9 protein-coding genes are annotated in these 19,508 nt (G+C 40.1%); all 9 read left to right on the top strand.

The features are described 5' to 3' along the window. Positions 1 to 279 precede the first annotated feature (279 nt). The 9 genes from ACHWSC_RS01280 to ACHWSC_RS01240 all read left to right on the top strand — a co-directional run bounded on the left by ACHWSC_RS01280 (position 280) and on the right by ACHWSC_RS01240 (position 19,505). Positions 280 to 1,533: an efflux RND transporter periplasmic adaptor subunit gene (locus tag ACHWSC_RS01280; protein ID WP_120333433.1), complete on the top strand. Its 1,254-nt coding sequence runs from the start codon at positions 280 to 282 to the stop codon at positions 1,531 to 1,533. Positions 1,534 to 1,599: 66 nt separating this feature from the next. Next, positions 1,600 to 3,966 (top strand): ABC transporter permease, encoded by a 2,367-nt coding sequence (locus ACHWSC_RS01275; protein WP_394675540.1) that lies wholly within the window; start codon positions 1,600 to 1,602, stop codon positions 3,964 to 3,966. Positions 3,967 to 4,057: 91 nt separating this feature from the next. Beyond that, positions 4,058 to 4,735, top strand: a complete 678-nt coding sequence (locus ACHWSC_RS01270) for an ABC transporter ATP-binding protein (protein ID WP_046672289.1) — start codon at positions 4,058 to 4,060, stop codon at positions 4,733 to 4,735. 44 nt (positions 4,736 to 4,779) lie between these two features. Next, positions 4,780 to 7,185: an ABC transporter permease gene (locus ACHWSC_RS01265; protein WP_394675539.1), complete on the top strand. Its 2,406-nt coding sequence runs from the start codon at positions 4,780 to 4,782 to the stop codon at positions 7,183 to 7,185. 48 nt (positions 7,186 to 7,233) lie between these two features. Next, the gene (locus ACHWSC_RS01260; protein ID WP_394675538.1) at positions 7,234 to 9,609 is read left to right on the top strand and encodes an ABC transporter permease; all 2,376 of its coding nucleotides are present in this window, start codon (positions 7,234 to 7,236) and stop codon (positions 9,607 to 9,609) included. A gap of 62 nt (positions 9,610 to 9,671) precedes the next feature. Further along, complete coding sequence (locus ACHWSC_RS01255) at positions 9,672 to 12,092, top strand: ABC transporter permease (RefSeq protein ID WP_394675537.1); 2,421 nt, start codon at positions 9,672 to 9,674, stop codon at positions 12,090 to 12,092. A 34-nt stretch (positions 12,093 to 12,126) separates the two neighbouring features. Beyond that, positions 12,127 to 14,598 carry an ABC transporter permease gene (locus tag ACHWSC_RS01250; RefSeq protein ID WP_394675536.1) on the top strand — a complete coding sequence of 824 codons (2,472 nt, stop codon included), beginning with the start codon at positions 12,127 to 12,129 and terminating at the stop codon, positions 14,596 to 14,598. A gap of 47 nt (positions 14,599 to 14,645) precedes the next feature. Beyond that, positions 14,646 to 17,054 (top strand): ABC transporter permease, encoded by a 2,409-nt coding sequence (locus tag ACHWSC_RS01245; RefSeq protein ID WP_394675535.1) that lies wholly within the window; start codon positions 14,646 to 14,648, stop codon positions 17,052 to 17,054. Between the two features lie 69 nt (positions 17,055 to 17,123). Beyond that, positions 17,124 to 19,505, top strand: a complete 2,382-nt coding sequence (locus ACHWSC_RS01240) for an ABC transporter permease (RefSeq protein WP_394675534.1) — start codon at positions 17,124 to 17,126, stop codon at positions 19,503 to 19,505. The last annotated feature ends 3 nt before the right edge of the window (positions 19,506 to 19,508 follow it).

Here is a 19,508-nt window from a genome sequence, read left to right as displayed (position 1 = left end):
ATCGGTCAATATAGCGACCTACCCCTTACCTAATTTACACCAACAGAGTAACCTTTGCTCCACCGGAACTAATGTGCTTCACGGCAGCCAGATTATATTTGCCAAAAGCGCTTCAGTTGACGCCCAAAACAGCAAAAAACTTCCAGTTGTACGCCTTCGTACAAGAAGTGTCCGCTATCGAACACCAAGCTTAAAACTAAACAAAACAAGAACCTATCAATCAATAATTTACATTCTTGGCACAGCTTTCATAGTTACATACAAAATTGATATTAAATTATGGACAGACCTTTAGAAAAGAAGAAGTGGAATAGCAAACGTATCATGACTATTGTGGGGGTTGCTGGCTTAGTTGGATTGATCAGCGCCAGTTTCTATTTTACCTCCGGCAAAAGCAAACTGAATGTTGAAGCTGACCGCATCTCTATCGTCGAAATAAAAAATGGAAACTTTCAGGAATTTATCCCTATAAATGGCACTGTGCTTCCTATTAGCAGCATATACCTCGATGCTTCTGTTGGTGGACGTGTAGAAGAAAAGTTTGTAGAAGATGGCGCTATCTTAAAAAAAGGGGATGCAATCATGCGTCTTTCCAATACCGATCAGGAGCTTACCTTGGTACAACAAGAAACGCAAGTACTGAATCTATTGACACAGTCCCAAATAGCGCAGACCAATGCACAACAAGCATCGATTAACAACCGCAACCAAATGGCTGATGTAGAACAAGCTTATCGTGAAGCTGAACGTATCTATACCTTAAATAGAAAATTACTCGCTGAAAAAGCCATTGGTACACAAGAGTTCGAAAAATCAAAGAACGAATACAACTATCAAAAAGAGCGGGTCAACTTGACCAAACAGATCCTAAAACAGGACGAAATCTCCAATGCGCAAAAAACTAATCAGGATAAGCAAACTTATCAACGTACACAGAGTGCATTGGAACTGATGAAAAGAAAAATTGGTGATCTGATCGTTAGAGCGCCTGTTGACGGACAATTGACGGCTTTCGATGCAGAAATCGGACAAAACAAAAATGCCGGGGAACGGTTGGGACAAATCGACGTTTTGACAGGATTCAAAGTGCGTGCTGATATTGACGAACATTATATCAACCGTATTTTTCCAGATCTACAAGGTGAATTTTCTATCGGTGAAAAAACCTACAAACTCCGTATCAAGAAAGTCTATACACAAGTCACCAATGGACGCTTCCAGGTTGACATGGAATTTATCAATGATGTTCCAAAAGGGATCCGTCGTGGACAAACTTTGCAGATACGTTTAGCGTTAAGTGACGAGACAAAAGCATTATTACTGGCAAAAGGAGGATTCTATCAACAGACCGGCGGTAACTGGATCTTCAAATTGGATAAAAATGGAAGCACAGCGTATCGTGTGGATATCCAACTAGGAAGACAGAATCCGGAATATTATGAGGTCATCAAAGGTCTACAACCAGGAGATAAAGTTATCGTATCGAGCTATGAGACCTACGATAAGGTTCAAGAACTGAATATTAAAAAGTAACATCATATAGCGGTTATCGAGAACATCAGGTATGTCGATAACCGCTTTTATCATACGACCATAATTATGATTAAAAACTTTATTAAAACCGCACTTCGTAACCTTTGGAAAACCAAAGGTTACAGCTTTCTCAATATTTTTGGACTGGCGGTCGGGATTGCTGCGGCATCGTTGATTTTTTTATGGGTTGAAAATCAGTTGAGCTTCAACGATAATTTCGCCAACAAAAAGGATATCTACATTGTCAAATCAAAACAGACATACGATGGAGCAACCTATGTATTTGAATCTACCCCAGGACCCTTTGCCCAAAGCATAGCGAAAGAAATCCCGGGCATCAAGCATGCAGTACGCATAAGCTGGAATTCGCCAATGCTGTTTTCCGTCGGAGACAATAATATATTTCAAAATGGTGTATATGCCGATGGAAGCATCGCTGATGTGCTATCCCTTGCATTTCTTGAAGGGGATCGAAAGACTGCCTTTGATCAGGTCAATAACATTGTATTATCAGAAACTGCAGCGAAGAAATTATTTGGCAACCGTCCTGCCCTGGGAAAAACCGTCAAAACAAACAATAGTGAGCCATTTATTATTGCGGGGGTAATCAAGGACCTACCCAAAAATAGCAGCTATGATTTTCAATGGCTCATCCCTTTCAAAAAATTTGAAGCGGGTCAGGATTTTCTAAAAAATTGGGGGAACAATAGTGTTCAAACGCTAGTTCAGGTCGAAGATAATGCCAACGTCGATCAGATTAACAAGCAGATGATGGATTTCGTCAAACACAAGACCAATGGTGAAGTCACTTTTTCACAGAATTTCCTCTATCCAATGGAACGTTGGATTACCTACAATCAGTTTGATAACAGTGGTATTGAAAAAGAAGGTGGCATTAAAAATATTCGTCTATTTACCTTTATCGCTTGGGTTGTCTTACTGATCGCCTGTATCAATTTCATGAATCTTGCAACTGCAAGATCTGAAAAAAGAGCAAAAGAAGTTGGGATGCGCAAAGTGGTTGGTGCAAGTCGCAAATCGCTCATTATGCAATTCTTGGGAGAATCCCTTGTTTTGGCAATTATTTCCTCTCTTGTTGCTATATTGCTAATCTATATCTTCATCAGGCCGTTCAACACCATGATAGGCCAGGATCTTCAGGTTAATCTTTTAGCTCCCTCACACCTGCTATTTTTAACGACAATAACATTAGCATGTGGATTATTTGCAGGTAGCTATCCCGCATTTTTCCTTTCGGCATTCAAACCGCTTTCAACGATCAAAGGGACGAAACAGAAGGCCGGTAGTGGAAGTCTCGTCCGTAAAGGGTTGGTCATCCTGCAATATACAGCCTCAGTAGTGTTAATTATCTGTACTATTATCATCTACCAACAGATTCAGCACAACAAGAACAGAGATCTCGGTTTTGATAAGAGTCAGGTGTTGACCACAGCGCTACAAGGCGATATGGCCAAACATCTGCCGCTCATTAAAAATCAATTATTGACAACAGGAGTTGTGCAAGAAGTCGGTGTCAGTGACATGAGTATCCTCAATATCAACTCCAATACGTCCGGTTTTAGCTGGGATGGAAAAGATCCAAATGCCAGTATTTTGATAGGTATGTTACGTTCTGATGAGGGCCTTATTCCAGCTTTAGACTTAAAGCTTTTTGACGGTAGAAACTTTCATCAAAATTTTGTGGGCGACAGCACATCGGTTGTCATCAACGAAGCATTTGCAAAACTGATCAAAAAAGATGGCCTTGTGGCCGGTAACATCATCAGCTACGGTGAGGAAAAGTTTACCATCGCCGGTGTCGTCAAGAACTTCGTTTATAACAATGTGTATGCCGATCCTGAGCCGATGCTGTTTCTACCAATGAATAGAGATAATGGGATCATGACCATCAAAACAAAGGCTGGAGTAGATTTACCAGATGCCATTCAACAAATCGAGAAGGTCATCGTCAAAAATAACCCAGGCTTCCCTTTTGACTATAAATTTTTAGATGATAGTTTCAATAATAAGTTTAAAGCGGAGCTTTTTGTACAGCAACTATCCAGTGTATTTGCACTGATGTCTATCATTATATCCTGCTTAGGTCTATTTGGTTTAGCCGCCTTTGCAACAGAGCAACGCGCAAAAGAGATCAGCATTCGTAAAGTCTTGGGCGCCTCTGTTTCGGGACTTATCCAAATGCTCAACCGTGAATTTGTCATTCTTGTAGCGATCTCATGTATCATTGCCTTTCCTATTGCGTGGATGATCATGAGCAAATGGCTAACTAATTATGCACATCATATCGATATTTCCTGGACCATTTTTATCATCAGCGGTCTGACAGCTATTATCATTGCCCTATTGACCATAAGTTCACAGGCATTTAAAGCAGCGATAGCCAATCCGACAAAGACTTTAAGAGATCAATAAACAATAAAAAAGAATTTAATAACAGAACTAGTAACTGTCCAAAGCAATTTCGCCAAGGATACAAAACATAAAAACCATGAGCACAAAAAATATGATCAAAATCACAAATCTTCAAAAGTATTACCGCACAGAAGAAGTTGAAACCGTCGCATTAAACAACCTCAATATTCATGTCAAAGAGGGAGAGTTTGTTGCTGTAATGGGGCCTTCGGGCTGTGGGAAATCGACTTTACTCAATATCATTGGTCTATTGGATGATTTGGATGAAGGAAGCTATCTATTCAACGAGATTGAAGTTGCCAAATTCAAAGAACGCGGTCGCTCAGATCTTCGCAAACATAACATTGGTTTTGTGTTCCAGAGTTTCAATTTGATCGATGAGCTGACCGTATTTGAAAACGTGGAACTTCCACTGGTTTATACCAATGTTCCAGCAGCAGAACGCAAAAAACGTGTAGAAGAAGTTTTGGAAAAAGTGCAGATCATGCACCGTCGCAATCACTTCCCACAACAGCTTTCCGGAGGTCAACAGCAACGTGTGGCTGTCGCTCGTGCGGTTGTCAATAATCCCAAACTGATCCTTGCCGATGAGCCTACGGGTAACCTCGATTCCAATAACGGTAACGAAGTTATGCAACTCCTGACTGAATTGAACGAGGCCGGCACAACCATCGTCATGGTAACACACAGTGAGCACGATGCAAAATTCTCTGACCGTGTAATCCGCATGCTAGACGGACAAGTGATTATGGAAACAACTTCGGTATAAGACAACTCATATATAACCAAGATATTAATCCTAATAACCTATAGATGATGAGCACGATTAAATTAATTTTCAGACAACTATGGCGCAACCGTCTTTTCACATTTTTAAATGTATTTGGGCTTGCCATCGGAATAAGTGCCTGTTGGCTAATTTTCCGTATCGTCAATTATGAATTTAGTTTTGACCAGCATCATCCGGAAAGTGAGCAGATTTACAAGGTCCATACCTCCTATGAGGAAAAGGATAAATTAGATCATTTCGATGGTGTTCCTGCACCATTACCGGCATATATCAAGGAAAACTTTGTCAATGTTGAACTGACAGTACCCATCTTTAAACAATACTTCGAGCGTGTCAGTAATAATCGCGGAGCGCAGAAAATAGAGTTTGAAGATCAGTCCGAAATCATCGGTACCACGGGAGACTATTTCAAAATGACACCTTATGTTTGGTTAGCTGGCGACCAAAGGAATATACTAAAAAATAGCCATGAAGTCATCCTGACAGAATCGCGGGCTAAATTGTATTTCCCAAACACGTCAATAGACCAAATCATAGGACAGACCTTATCCTATGATAGTACATTGTACAATGTCGCCGGTATTGTAAAAGATCTAGCGCATCCAAGCAGCTTTTTGGGTAAAGAATTTATCCGGATTCCAGAACAGGAATGGAATAGCACAAACTGGAACAATTCAAATTCCAATTGGCAGCTCTTTATTAAGGTAAAATCATCGGCTTCCCTTCCTAACCTTATAAAGACAGCCGACAAAAAGGCGTATGAGATGACACATGCTGAATTTGACAAGTTTGGATTTAAAATGCATGTTAATACAGTTCCTTTAAAAGACTTACATTTTACTTCTTACGCGCAAAATAATGTTGATCAGAAAATAATGTACGGTCTTATCGGCATAGGTATATTTTTGCTCTTACTCGCCTGTGTCAATTACATCAATCTCGCTACAGCCCAAATCCCACAACGCGCCAAGGAAATTGGTATCAGAAAGACATTGGGAGAAAGCCAGAAAAGAATTACAAAGTCCTTTCTGCTAGAAACATTTTGCATTACGGCTTTTTCGGTGCTTTTATCTTGGCCTTTACTTATTCTCATTCAAACAGTTTTAGCCGCATATATTCCCGATCAGCTCAAGCTATATCCAGATCCCTGGGGTGTATCGCTATTTTTAGCAACACTTACAATTACGATTACCTTAATTTCCTCAGGTTATCCGATTTTATTGACAAACAAAGTCAAGATTGTTGAAGTCATTAAAATCTCGAATGCGCAAACGCTCAAATTTGGCAATCTTTCTTTTCGAAAAATGCTCATTGTTTTTCAATTTTTGATTGCCCAGCTATTTGTTATTTCAACTTGCATCATTGGTCTACAATTGAAACATGCACTACAGAATAACTACGGCTTCGATAAGGATGCGATCATTACCCTACGTTTTCCGAGTAAAAGCTATCAGGACAGTAATGTTGATCCCTTTGTTTTCAAACAAGCGATTAAGCACATCGCAGGTGTAGAACAGGCTTCCTTGGGGCATCTGCCCATGAGTAACGACCATTGGGGAAATGCCTTGTTTGCCAAAAGTGATACGGGACAGGTACAAGCCGATGTACAAATGAAATTTGTCGACCAAGATAACTTTAAGCTCTATAATTTTAAAATGCTTGCTGGCCGCCCGCTGCAATTGGCCGATACCAGCACAGGCATCGTGTTAAACTTAGCCAGCGTTCAAAAATTAGGTTTTAAATCTGCTGAAAATGCTGTAGGGAGCTTTGTTACGTATACAGACAAACAGCGTCAGATTGTGGGGGTAACCGACAATTTTCACACAAAAAATCTCCATGCTGCCATCCAACCAGTTGTCATGCTGAGTTCCATTAAAAAATGGGAATTAAACAGACTAAGTGTGAAACTCAACAATAATTCAACTACCTGGCCGGAAACTTTAAAACAGATTGAGAAAGAATGGAAAAAATATTATCCCAAAGCCCCATTCAAATATGATTTCTATGATCAGCAAATCAAAGAACTCTATAGCAGTGATCTAAAATTCTCGAAGATCATCAATCTATTTACGTCGACGACAATTCTCATCAGCTGCTTGGGATTGATCGGCCTGGTTACCATCACCACGGTACAACGTACGAAAGAAATTGGTATTCGAAAAGTGTTGGGAAGTACGGTACTGGGGATTATTGGCTTATTATCAAAAGATTACATCAAACTTATACTCATTTCTATTTTGATCGCTACCCCAATTGCTTGGTGGGCGATGCACAAATGGTTGGATGATTTTGCTTATAAGATAGATCTATCCTGGTGGATGTTTATCATTCCGGCTGCCGCAACCCTACTTATTGCATTTTTTACGATGAGCTACCAATCCATAAAAGCGGCACGCGCAAACCCCGTAAATAGCTTAAGAGATGAATAAGATGACAAAGAAGCTCATTAATGATCAATACAACTAACACCTGTCCCTATGATAAAGAATTATTTAATAACCGCAATTAGAGAATTAAGGAAAAGAAAATTCTATACCGCTATCAATATATTAGGTCTGTCGGTCAGCCTTACTGCCTCCATATTAATTATTTTCTGGGTACAGGACGAAAAGAGCTTTGATAAATTCCACCCAGACTTTGAACAGATTTACAAAGTCAATTCTCATTTGGATCCCGAGCACAACGGTTCGATATGGGGGACATCCCCCGGGCCTATAGGAAACTATGCCCAAAATGTACCGGAGGTAGATTACGCAACGCGAGTTTCACAGGATTACAGTACCACATTGGTCAATGACAAACTGAAACGTCCGGTAACTGATATGAACATCTATTATGTCGATGGTAATTTTTTCAAGATGTTTCATTTTCCATTACAAGAGGGCTCCCTCTCAGGTTTTCAGGAAAATTATAAACAGGCGCTTATCACCCCGTCGACAGCCGAAAAACTTTTTAGTACGCAAAAAGCCATTGGAAAAACTTTCCGTTACCAGAAAGATCTCTTCACTGTAGCCGGTATCCTAAACGATATTCCACAAAATTCCTCGATGCAATTCGATGTCGTTATCCCACTGGGGTATCACGCACAGCGGTTTACAAACTGGGGTGGTAATGGTAAATGGAAAACAATCGATGAAGATATGGGTAACTATAGTTTTTCAACGTATATTAAAGTCAAACCTCATGCTTCTGCAGCACTTATCGGAAAATCGGTCACAGACACTTATACCAAAGCCCGCGACGGTGAAAACTCGACTATATTTGTTTTAGATCCACTCAAAACCATGCATTTAATCGCTCCTGACGGAAATAAATCGACACTTCGCATGGTTCAGATTTTTGGGATCATTGCGATATTGCTCCTGGTGATCGGTGCGGTAAATTATGTCAATCTAAGTACCGCAAGAGCATTGGATCGGGCGAAAGATGTTGGTATCCGCAAAATAATCGGCGCCAACCGTCTCCATTTATTCCTACAATTTATCACCGAAACTGTTGTTGTATTTCTTTGTTCACTACTGATCGCTTTCATTCTTATAGTGATCCTTCATACCGGATATAATCAGATCGCACAAAAATCAATCAGTCTGTCTTTCCATAACACGACGATATGGCTGTATATTGGGGCAGCAATTATAGGCACATTGGGACTGTCCAGTATATATCCTGCGGTACAGCTTTCTTCATTCAATCCCATAAATTCGTTAAAAGGAAAATCAGTGAAAGGTGTGTCCTCAAATACCATGCGTAAAATATTGGTGGTTTTCCAGTTTACGCTCTCTGTGACCCTTATTGTATGCACCTTGGTGATCCGAAACCAATTGGCTTTTATCCAAAAGATTAACCTCGGCTATGACAGAGACCATGTCCTGACGCTCGGCCTTCCAGAGGAAGCCTACAAACATATGGACGCGATACGTGCTGAACTCAAAAGCAACAATGCCATACAGGCGGTCTCTCTATCCGGTGTTTACAACATGACGGATTTCGGAAATGCCACGGGCGATATCGATTGGCCCGGCAAGTCCAAAGACAACAAACTCATTGTTGCTCAAGCGACCATCGATAAGGATTTTATTCCTTTGATGAACATGCAATTCCTGGAAGGAAAAAACTTTAGCGGAATGCCGGTTGATTCGTCCGGCTATATTATCAACGAGACTTTGGCGAAACAAATGGGATTAAAACCGCCATACGTGGGATCCAATATGAGTTTCCACGATTTCCCTGGACAAATTATCGGTGTTGTGAAAGACTTCCACTTTAAATCCATCAAAGATAAAATAGGTCCAATGGTCTTCTGGACGCGCTGGGGATCGGGTACACTTTATGTTAAAACGAGTACGACAAAAGCCCCTGAGGCCATTAAAGCTTTAGAAAAGATCTATAACCGCTATCCATCGGATGCTCCTTTTAACTACACCTTTATTGATCAGCAATTTGATAATCTATATAAATCCGAGCAGCGCACAGGTTTGTTGTTCAATATTTTCGCTGGCATCGCCATTTTTATATCTGCTTTAGGTCTGTTTGCGTTGGCAACTCACGAAGCGCAAATGCGTGTAAAGGAAATCGGTATCCGTAAAGTTCTTGGCGCTAGCACCTTTGGAGTCGTCCGTCTATTGGGGAAAAATTTCGTGATACTCGTCTCCATTTCCATTCTGATTGCCTGCCCTATTGCAGTTTACCTGATGAAACAATGGTTAAGCAATTTTGCCTATAAAACAGATCTAGAGGTGCAAACATTTGTCTTCGGTGGTATCCTGGCCTTGCTGATCGCCATTTTCACCGTCAGCTACCAGGCTGTTCGGGCAGCTTTATCCAATCCCGTAGATAGTTTAAGAGACGAATAATAAGAAAAATACAGTAAAAGTGGATTAAACATATTGATACACTAAAACTAAAGAATAAAGCAATGATCAAGAACTATATAAAAATAGCCTGGCGCAATATCTCCAAAAATAAAGGGTATTCAACCATAAACATAATTGGCTTAGCAATAGGATTAGCCTGTTGCCTATTGATAGCAATTTATGTGCAAAATGAATTGTCATACGACAAATATCATGTGAATAAAGATCGAATTTACCGCATCGTCCATGACTATAAAGATGTAAGCAGCACAGAACAGCATCAAATCTGGGGCAATGGTCCAATCGGTGAAGCCATCAAAGCAGATTTCCCTGAAATCGAAAAGGTCGTTCAATTTTCAGGGCAAACGTCTATCCTTCTCAAACAAGGCGATAAAAGATTCCAGGAGGAAAATGTATTTTTCATGGACTCTACTGCATTTGATGTCTTTAGTTGGAAGGTTTTGGCCGGCGACCCTCATACAGCCTTAAAGAACGCCTATTCTGTCGTATTAACAGAAAGTACCGCTAAGAAATATTTCGGAGATCAAAATCCCATTGGCAAGACGCTTGAGGGAGGTTTAGCTGCTGGTCGTGCCGATGCAGGTCTATATACTGTAACGGCAGTCATGGCCGATGTCCCCCCTAATTCACACTTTACGTTCGATGCATTGCTCTCGATGAGTACATTCCGAAAAGCACGGCCGGACGTATTTAATAAAGAAGGCTGGGATTATGTAGACTTCTACACGTACTTTCTCGCTTCAAAAGACTTTGATCCTGTAAAGTTCGACCAGAAAATACCGGAGTTTCTCAAGCGGCAACTCCCAACAAATGAAAACCCAAATGCAAAATACAATTTCCATATCGAGCCACTTCTGCAAGCTTACATGCACTCGTCTGCGGATCGTCAACCCGGTACCAATGGAAGCTATCAGAATTTATACATATTCAGCATTATTGGCGGATTCATCTTACTGATCGCCTGTGTGAACTTTATGAATCTGGCTACATCAAGGTCAATGGAAAGGGCAAAGGAAGTAGGCGTACGAAAAACCATAGGAGCAAGCAAAAGCAATCTGATCTTTCAGTTTATGTCTGAATCATTGGTTCTTGTATTCGTCAGTAGTATTTTGGCTATACTGCTCGTTATGGCCTTTCTCCCCTTTTTGGAAGCATTCTCGGGCAAACACCTCAATTATTCATCCCTGAAAAATGGGACGACCTGGGCAATATTCCTATTCACCACCATTTTTACGGGACTTCTTGCTGCCAGCTATCCCGCGTTGATTCTAGCAAATTTCAAGCCGATTGCAGTACTTAAAGGAAGTTATAGCAACAGCAAAGGGGGTACATTATTACGTCGCGTATTAGTTGTTTTCCAATTTTGCCTTTCTATTGCGCTCATTGCAGGTACAGTCGTCGTCTTTTCTCAACTAGATCAATTACAGCACCGAGATCTTGGATTTCAAAAAGATCAACGGCTTGTGATAGATTATAATTTCGATGATAAGGTAAACAATAACCTGGAAGCGATAAAATCTACACTAGCAAAAGATAAAGATGTTTTGTCTGTCACTGCATCACGTACGGTACCGGGAACATTTTTTCCAAATGCAGGAACAGAAATCATGTCGGCAAACGGAACGATGAGTCAATTTGCTCCTTTCTTATATGAAGTCGATGTTGACTTTATTCCTAATATTGGTCTGCAAATGGCCGCGGGGCGTGCGTATTCCAGAGATTTCCCAGCGGATACGGCCCATTCACTTGTTATCAATGAATCTGCTGCAAAACAATGGGGCTATTCAAATCCACAAGATATTATTGGCAAGCAATTTCGTCAATGGGGAAGAGAAGGAACGGTTATCGGTGTAGTGAAAGATTTCAATTACCTTTCTTTACACCGTAAGATTGAGCCTTTAGCTTTGCGACTTGAACCAAGCAGCAGCCGGTATTTAACCTTGAATATCCAACATGTAAACCAGCCTGAGACCGTTGCCAGAATCGGCAAGCTGTGGAATGAACTTGTACCAAACCGTCCATTTTTATATAGCTTTCTTGACGACAATTTCAATCGACAATATGAAGCGGATTTTAATTTTAGAAGACTTTTTACAGCCTTTTCCGGACTGGCACTTTTTATTGCCTGTTTAGGTTTATTGGGACTTGTTACGTATACAGCCCAACAGCGTACCAAAGAAATCGGCGTACGGAAAGTTCTCGGCGCATCCATCTATAATTTAATCCTCCTGCTCTCTTCCGACTTCATCAAGTTATTGGCTGTAGCGCTTCTCATCGCGACACCGCTATCTTGGATGGCGATGAAAAAATGGCTTGACAACTTTGCGTATCACATTGAACCACAATGGTGGATGTTTGTCTTTGCTGGTTTTGCTACAATCATTATCGCATTAGTAACGGTGAGTTTTCAAACACTCAAGGCTGCCAAGGCAAATCCTGTAGATAGTTTAAGAGACGAATAACAATATAATTTAATCCCATCACGATATTCCAGCTATGAACAACCTCCTATTAAAATCGGCAATTCGACAGCTTTGGAAGAATAAACTATTCTCCCTATTAAATATTATTGGACTAGCCATCGGTATTACGTCATGTTGGGTCATATTTAAGATTGTCAATTATGAGTATAGTTTTGAAGCTGGAGTTCCTCAGCTTGATCGAACCTATCGGATCATTTCTCAGTTTAAAAATGATGGCAAGGATAATTACAATGGGGGATTGGCCAAGCCGTTTTATCAGGCCATCCGAAAAGAAATTCCGGGCGTGGAACTGGTCGCTCCAGCATTCAGAAATTATCAAATGGAATCTGTCACAATCAACAAGGGACAAAAAAATCAAAAACTTGTCGAGGACTTTGATGAGGCTGAAGGCAATGTGACGGAGACTACCAGTGACTACTTCAAGCTCGTTGGCTACAAATGGTTAGCAGGTTCACCTGAGAAAGCATTTTCAACTGCCAACGACATCGTATTGACAAAAAAAAGGGCAGCCATTTATTTCCCAAACCAGGCTGTCCAGGGCTTAATCGGCAAAACCATCTTTTATAACGACAGTATACCCAAAACAGTAACTGGCATTGTTGATGACCTTGGCTTCAACACGGAGTTCAATGGCACAGAATTCGTCTTGCTTAAAGAAGAAGTCTACCCACTGAATGTCTGGACGAATACCAATGGTACTGACAGACTTTATATCCGATTAAAAGATGGTGTAAAAGACCTTCCAATCCAGGCAACTATCAATAAAATCGGACAAAAAAAATGGCAGGAATTCAGCCAGGAAAAAAAACCTAAGTTTGACTACAACCGTAAGGTCGTGGTCATGCCACTAAAAGATTCCCATTTTGCAGTCCACATAAAAGAATGGTACGCCGAAAGAACAAGCAAAACCGTTATATATGGATTAATTGCCGTAGCTGCTTTTCTGATGCTTTTGGCCTGTATCAACTATATCAATCTTAGTACGGCACAAATCCCAGCGCGGAGTAAAGATATTGGTGTCCGTAAAACATTGGGAAGTAGTCAGGGAAAATTGGTTAGCCAAATTATTTTTGAATCGCTTTTAACCATTGCCATTGCACTTGTTTGTTCGGTCTTTCTGACGAAACTGGCCTTTTTCTATTTTCAGGAAATGATTCCGGAGAAAGTAAAGGATTTTACGAGTTCGACGACATCAATGCTGTTTATCGCAATTTTACTGACCGTAACGATTTTAATTTCCTCGGCATATCCCTCTTGGTTAATTAAAAAGGTACAGCCTGTCAATTTATTTCGGGCTGGCAAGCAGTTTCAAATCGGAAAAACACAAATCAACCTTCGGAAAACGTTGATTGTATTCCAATTCTTTATTGCTCAATTCTTTACGGTTTCAGCACTCATTATCGGCCAGCAACTCTCCTATACCCTCAACAAAGATATGGGATTCGACAAAGATGCTGTTGTTACCTTCGATCTACCTTCCAAGCTCATCAACAAATTTTATGAGGAAAAACTGGATCAAAGTAAGAAACAAACACTCCTACATGAGATCCAAAAAATAAAAGGTGTTTCGGCAGCGTCAATCGGTAGCAAGCCCCTATCAAATAATTATTCATCATCTTGGTTTCATCGACAAGACCCTACACTAAAAGAAAAAATTTCATCCGATATTTTCTTTAAAAATGCAGATCCGAATTATATAGCTGTATATGACATGAAGCTAATCGCGGGAAATAATCTACCACAATCAGATACTGTCAATGCCTATATTATCAATGAATCTGCTGTCAAGGCATTCGGTTTCAATTCCCCTCAAGATGCTATCGGGAAGTCAATTGGTCAAGAAGATAGTACTTTCCCGATTGTTGGCGTTATTAAAGATTTTCATGCCCAGGAATTCTATAAAGAGATCACACCTTTGGCTTTGCGCAGTTTTAGTCGCGGTGCTTATACCTTTAACATGAAACTATCGGGAAACAGCAAGGAATGGAAAAGTAGTATTGAAGCGATCAATAAAATCTATGCGCGGTTTTTCCCGGAATACCCGATCGAAGTAAAATTTTACGATGAAACGATTGCCTCTCTTTATCAAAAAGAGCAAAATCTAGCCAAATTAATTAACGTAAGTACAATTGTTGCTGTTTTAATTGGTTGTTTGGGTCTCTTTGGGCTGATTACCCTTGCGGCTTTCCAACGCAGCAAAGAGATCGGTATCCGTAAAGTTTTGGGTGCGAGTATTCCAAGTATCTTTCATTTATTAGCAAAGAACTTCGTACAACTCATTTTAATCAGCATCCTAATTGCCGCACCATTGACCTGGTGGACGTGTAGCAAATGGCTGGAAGATTTTTACTACCGCATCGATCTTACAGCAACACCTTTTATTTTAGGTGCTGGGCTAGCACTATTTGCAGCAATACTGACCATTAGTTTTCAATCGATCAAGGCGGCTATCCAAAATCCTGTCAATAGTTTACGGGACGAATAGCAACACTATAATATCAAATCAGAGGGTTAACAAAAAACGAAATAACAATGATTGTAAATTCACTTAAAACAGCCTATCGTTTTTTAAAAAAACATAAGTTGATCACGTTCATCAATATCACGAGTCTCGCGATTGGTATTACCGCGACGCTGGTTATTTTCCTGATGATCCAATACGACTACAGTTTTGACAAACATGTTCCCAATCAACAACAGGTCTATCGTGTTGTCAATAACGGAGAGTTCAAAAATGCCGGCGTCTACGTACCATTGGTGCGTACCATGCAAGCAGAGTTACCCAACTTGGAGGCCGTAGCCCCGATTTATCGAAGCCATGTCCAAAAGCTAAAAGTTTCTCTGGCGACAGACAAATTTCAAACTTTTCCAAAAGAACAAAAGATAGTTTTCACTAACAGTCAATACTTCGATATTTTCCCTTCAAAATGGTTGGCCGGAAGCGTTAAGGCTTTGAACTCATCAGGAAATATTATCCTTACAGAGAAAACATTAGAAAAGTTTTATGGAAAAGAACTGCCTGCAAATGTGATTGGCAAAACCATTATCTATGCAGATAGTATCCCACTTCAGGTCGCTGGTGTTATTGAAAATCCACAGCATAATTCGGATTTCAATTTTGAAAGCTTCATCGCTGAGCAGACGATCCCTCAGGATAACAATCTAAAAAACATGTATACATGGGAAGCTTGGAACAGCATATCTGATTCACATCAGGTCCTCATCAAAACAAAAGCACAAAGTAACCCTCTTTTAATAGAGCGTAATATTGCTAATCTCCTTAAAAAATATAAATACAAAGAAGGAGAGAAAATTAACGATAAGCTTGAATTACAAGCATTGGCAGATGTACATTTTGATACAAGATTTAATTATGAAGCGACCCATCCTGAAGCGCTTCGCAACCTCATTTTACTTGCATTTTTCCTGTTAGCCCTGGGGGCCGTAAATTTTATTAATCTATCCACAGCACAATCCATTGAAAGAGCCAAAGAAGTGGGTATTCGCAAGACACTGGGTAGCTCTAAGGCAACATTAATTAAACAATTCTTACTAGAAACATTCCTGATTACCTTGTCGGCTACACTACTCGCTGTTTTATTGCTTCCTTTGTTTCTACATGTCTTTGAAGGATTTATTCCCAAAAATTTAAGTTTAGACCGTTTAGACAAAACTGTTATTCTTTTATTCTTATTCGGGCAGCTTATCGTGGTCACCATTCTTGCGGGGTTTTATCCAGCTTGGGTATTGACCGGATACGCTCCTGTATTGGCGCTCAAAAACCAGCTTGGAAAAAATACCAATCTATCCCGAAGCACATGGATACGCAAAGCACTGACTATTTTCCAATTTGTATTAGCTCAGGCTTTTCTGATCTGCGTACTCGTTGTTGTCCGGCAGATCAATTACGTTTCCCATCGTGACATGGGATTTCAAAAGGACGCTATTGTCAATGTCTACATTCCGGGAGCTTTCCAAAATTCGGCAAAAGGTATAGTCCTTAAAAATGAACTCAAAAAGCTAACAGATATTAAGGCAATCAGTTTTGGGAACATTGCACCCGCGATGAACGGCTGGATGACCACAGGAATAACTTATGATCAGTCACCAACAAAGGAGTCGCTAACATTCGATAGCCGCTCTGGTGATGAAAATTATTTGGAAGTCTATCGGATTCCACTTTTAGCAGGGAGAAATATCCGTCTATTGGATTCAACCAGTGAAATGCTGATCAATAGAAAAGGTCTTGAGCTACTACATATCAAAAACCCGCAGGATGCCATTGGCAAAACCTTCGAAAATGGAAAAAATATCATCGTTGGAGTAATGGAGGATTTTGATCTAGCCTCTGCCCGGCAGGCGGTTAAACCAGTCTTGTATACCGGCAGTAAGGAAGGATACGTACTCCATATTGCTTTGGATCAATCACATCCCGAGAACTGGAAAAATACCATTGATAAAATAACAAGCAGTTACAAATCGGTCTTTCCAGACGACGAGCTCGATCTTAAATTTTTGGATGATGTCGTCCAAAATTTTTATACCCAAGAGAAACAGCTTTCTAAGCTTCTATCCTGGGCTGTAGGGCTTTCAATTCTGATTGCCGGCCTAGGCTTATTTGGATTAGCCATATTTACGGCAAATCAACGCACAAAAGAAATTGGAATCCGTAAAGTACTGGGGGCATCTGTTTTCCAGATCACATTTTTACTGCTTCGGAATTTGCTATCACTGGTTGCAATAGCCTGTCTGGTAGCTTTTCCAATTGCTTATTATTTTATGCATAGCTGGCTGAACGACTTTGTTTATAGAACTACGATAAGTCCCTGGATTTTTGGACTGTCTGCACTGGGATTGATTGCCTTTGCAAGTCTTGTACTATCAACCAAAAGTGTCTTTGCAGCAAAAGCAAACCCGATCAATAGTCTAAGAGATGAGTAAATCAGCGAGTAAAAGAAATAGGCTTATGTGTATTCATAACATGTATTAAGAACTTAAAACCCCATAACAATGATAAAGAACTTCATCAAAACCGCATGGCGAAGTATTTTTTCTAACAAATTCTACAGTGCCATTAATATTTTAGGATTAACAGCAGGAATGGTTGTGGGGATATTCCTATTGCTATGGATACAAGATGAGCTGTCCTTTGACCGATTCCATAAACATCAGCGCTCCATTTACAAAATTGGAATAGAGGGGGGAACGGGGATATCAAAACGAATCTTTGGATCCATCATTGCTCCCGTAGGAAATTTTGCAAAAAAGGAAATTCCTGAAGTCCAAGATGCAGTCCGTATTTTCAAAATTGGAGATGCTGCACTTAAATATAAAGAGAAGAGATTTAACGAAAAGAATTTTGCATTTGTAGACCCCAGTTATTTTACGGTTTTCGATTTTCCGCTACTACAGGGAAATTCAAAACAACCCTTCCCTGACAACAATTCCATTGTACTTACTCAGCGTACGGCACGTCGGTATTTCGGTGATGAAAATCCAATTGGAAAAACCGTAACATTGGGTATCGAGGACCTTTGTGTTGTATCAGGTGTCATTGCTGATTATCCTGAAAACTCTTCCTTTCAATTTCAAGTTCTGCTTCCCATTTCGAGATTTAATGAGCGGGCTTACATTAAAAATAAAACGACCTATGATAATAAGACCTTTCTATCTTCCATGGATGAAGATTGGTCTAATTTTTCATTCGAAACCTATCTGCTGCTGAGGCCTGATGCAAATCTTGCTACAGTTTCAAAAAAGCTACAGGCGATACACGAAAGGAACAAACCTGAGGATGCCCCTGTCCCCTACGTTACACAAGCACTCGCAAAGGTGCATCTCTACCAAATGGATGGTAGTGATGGCGGAATTGACAATGTTCGAGTTTTTATAGGTGTAGCAATTATGATTCTTGTAATAGCAAGTATTAACTATATCAATCTTTCTACTGCACGGTCGTTGTCGCGCGCCAAAGAAGTGGGGATACGTAAAGTTATCGGCGCAGGTAGAAAGGAACTTTTTTTCCAATTTATATTGGAAACAACCATACTATTTGTCATTGCATCAACATTAGCACTTGCCTTCGTATTTATTGGTCTCCCCCTATTTAATAATTTCTCAGGGAAGCAGATTTCGCTACAGCTCTTTAATCCTACGTTATGGATAAGCGTATTGATAATGCTTGTAGCAACACTGGCACTTACAAGTATATACCCTGCCCTGCTTTTATCGAAGTTTGATCCAATAAAGGTATTGAAGGGTCGATTTACCATAAAAAATTCCAGTGCACGAAAAATACTGGTTGTCCTGCAGTTCACTGTTTCTATAATCCTTATCACCTTAACAATTGTTATTGGCCGTCAATTGGATTTTATAAAACATCAAAATTTAGGCTACGAAAAGGATCATATTATTTCCGTTACTATGGCGCCAAAAATGTCCAAACATTTTGATGCTGTCAAAACCGAACTTCTAAAAAATAAGGATATTGATGATGTTATCCGTCTTGGCCGCGACATGGTTTATGGTGGTGCTTCAACTGGGGACAACGATTGGGAAGGAAAGCCCAGCAAATCCAATCTTTGGTTCAATATGACATATTCCGATCAATCGGCGCTCGACTTTTTTAAGATAAAACTTACGCAAGGTCGTAATTTCACAGGCTCCATAGCAGATTCAACCCATTTCATTATCAATGAATCGGCAGCGCGGGAAATGGGTTTAAAAGATCCGATTGGCGTACGTTTACGTATTCGAACAGTTCCGGGAACTATTATTGGGGTTGTAAAAGACTTTAATTATGCGAGCGCCAGACAAAAGATTGAGCCTATGGTCTTTCAATATAGCCCAAAAGATTGCTGGCAGCTATACATTAAAACAACAACTTCTGGTACAAAATCCGCATTAAACTCCTTGCAACAGATCTGGAAAAGTTATTATGATGATATGCCGATGAATTACAGTTTCCTGGACGAAAGCTATCAAAAGCAATATACGAATGAGCAGAAACAAGGCTCCTTATTCAATTTTTTTGCCCTGATTGCCATCGTCATCTCCTGCTTAGGACTCTTAGGACTATGCACCTACACCGCGCAGGTTAAAACCAAAGAAATTGGAATCAGAAAAGTTCTTGGCGCAACTGTATTTAACATTATACAATTACTAAACAAGGAATTTTTACTCTTAGTCATTTTAGCCAATGTCATCGCAGTACCAATCGCTGTATATTTCAGCATAAATTGGCTCGATGGTTTTGCCTTCAGAACGACTCTCCCATTTACCATATTTCTATATGCGGCGGGGATAACCATTGCTATTGCATTATTTACGGTGAGTTTCCAGTCCATCAAAGCGGCATACGCCAATCCTGTAAAAAGTTTGCACGATGAATAGTTT

It is taken from the genome of uncultured Sphingobacterium sp. (assembly GCF_964277905.1).
Classification (GTDB): domain Bacteria; phylum Bacteroidota; class Bacteroidia; order Sphingobacteriales; family Sphingobacteriaceae; genus Sphingobacterium; species Sphingobacterium siyangense.
This window is presented reverse-complemented; position numbering and strand designations above follow the sequence as displayed.

What these genes read in the sequence shown, in the direction of transcription:
- ACHWSC_RS01245 (WP_394675535.1), top strand. Translation starts at nt 14,646, where the DNA reads ATGATTGTAAATTCACTTAAAACAGCCTATCGTTTTTTAAAAAAACAT.
- ACHWSC_RS01250 (WP_394675536.1), top strand. Translation starts at nt 12,127, where the DNA reads ATGAACAACCTCCTATTAAAATCGGCAATTCGACAGCTTTGGAAGAAT.
- ACHWSC_RS01275 (WP_394675540.1), top strand. Translation starts at nt 1,600, where the DNA reads ATGATTAAAAACTTTATTAAAACCGCACTTCGTAACCTTTGGAAAACC.
- ACHWSC_RS01280 (WP_120333433.1), top strand. Translation starts at nt 280, where the DNA reads ATGGACAGACCTTTAGAAAAGAAGAAGTGGAATAGCAAACGTATCATG.
- ACHWSC_RS01240 (WP_394675534.1), top strand. Translation starts at nt 17,124, where the DNA reads ATGATAAAGAACTTCATCAAAACCGCATGGCGAAGTATTTTTTCTAAC.
- ACHWSC_RS01260 (WP_394675538.1), top strand. Translation starts at nt 7,234, where the DNA reads ATGATAAAGAATTATTTAATAACCGCAATTAGAGAATTAAGGAAAAGA.
- ACHWSC_RS01255 (WP_394675537.1), top strand. Translation starts at nt 9,672, where the DNA reads ATGATCAAGAACTATATAAAAATAGCCTGGCGCAATATCTCCAAAAAT.
- ACHWSC_RS01270 (WP_046672289.1), top strand. Translation starts at nt 4,058, where the DNA reads ATGATCAAAATCACAAATCTTCAAAAGTATTACCGCACAGAAGAAGTT.
- ACHWSC_RS01265 (WP_394675539.1), top strand. Translation starts at nt 4,780, where the DNA reads ATGATGAGCACGATTAAATTAATTTTCAGACAACTATGGCGCAACCGT.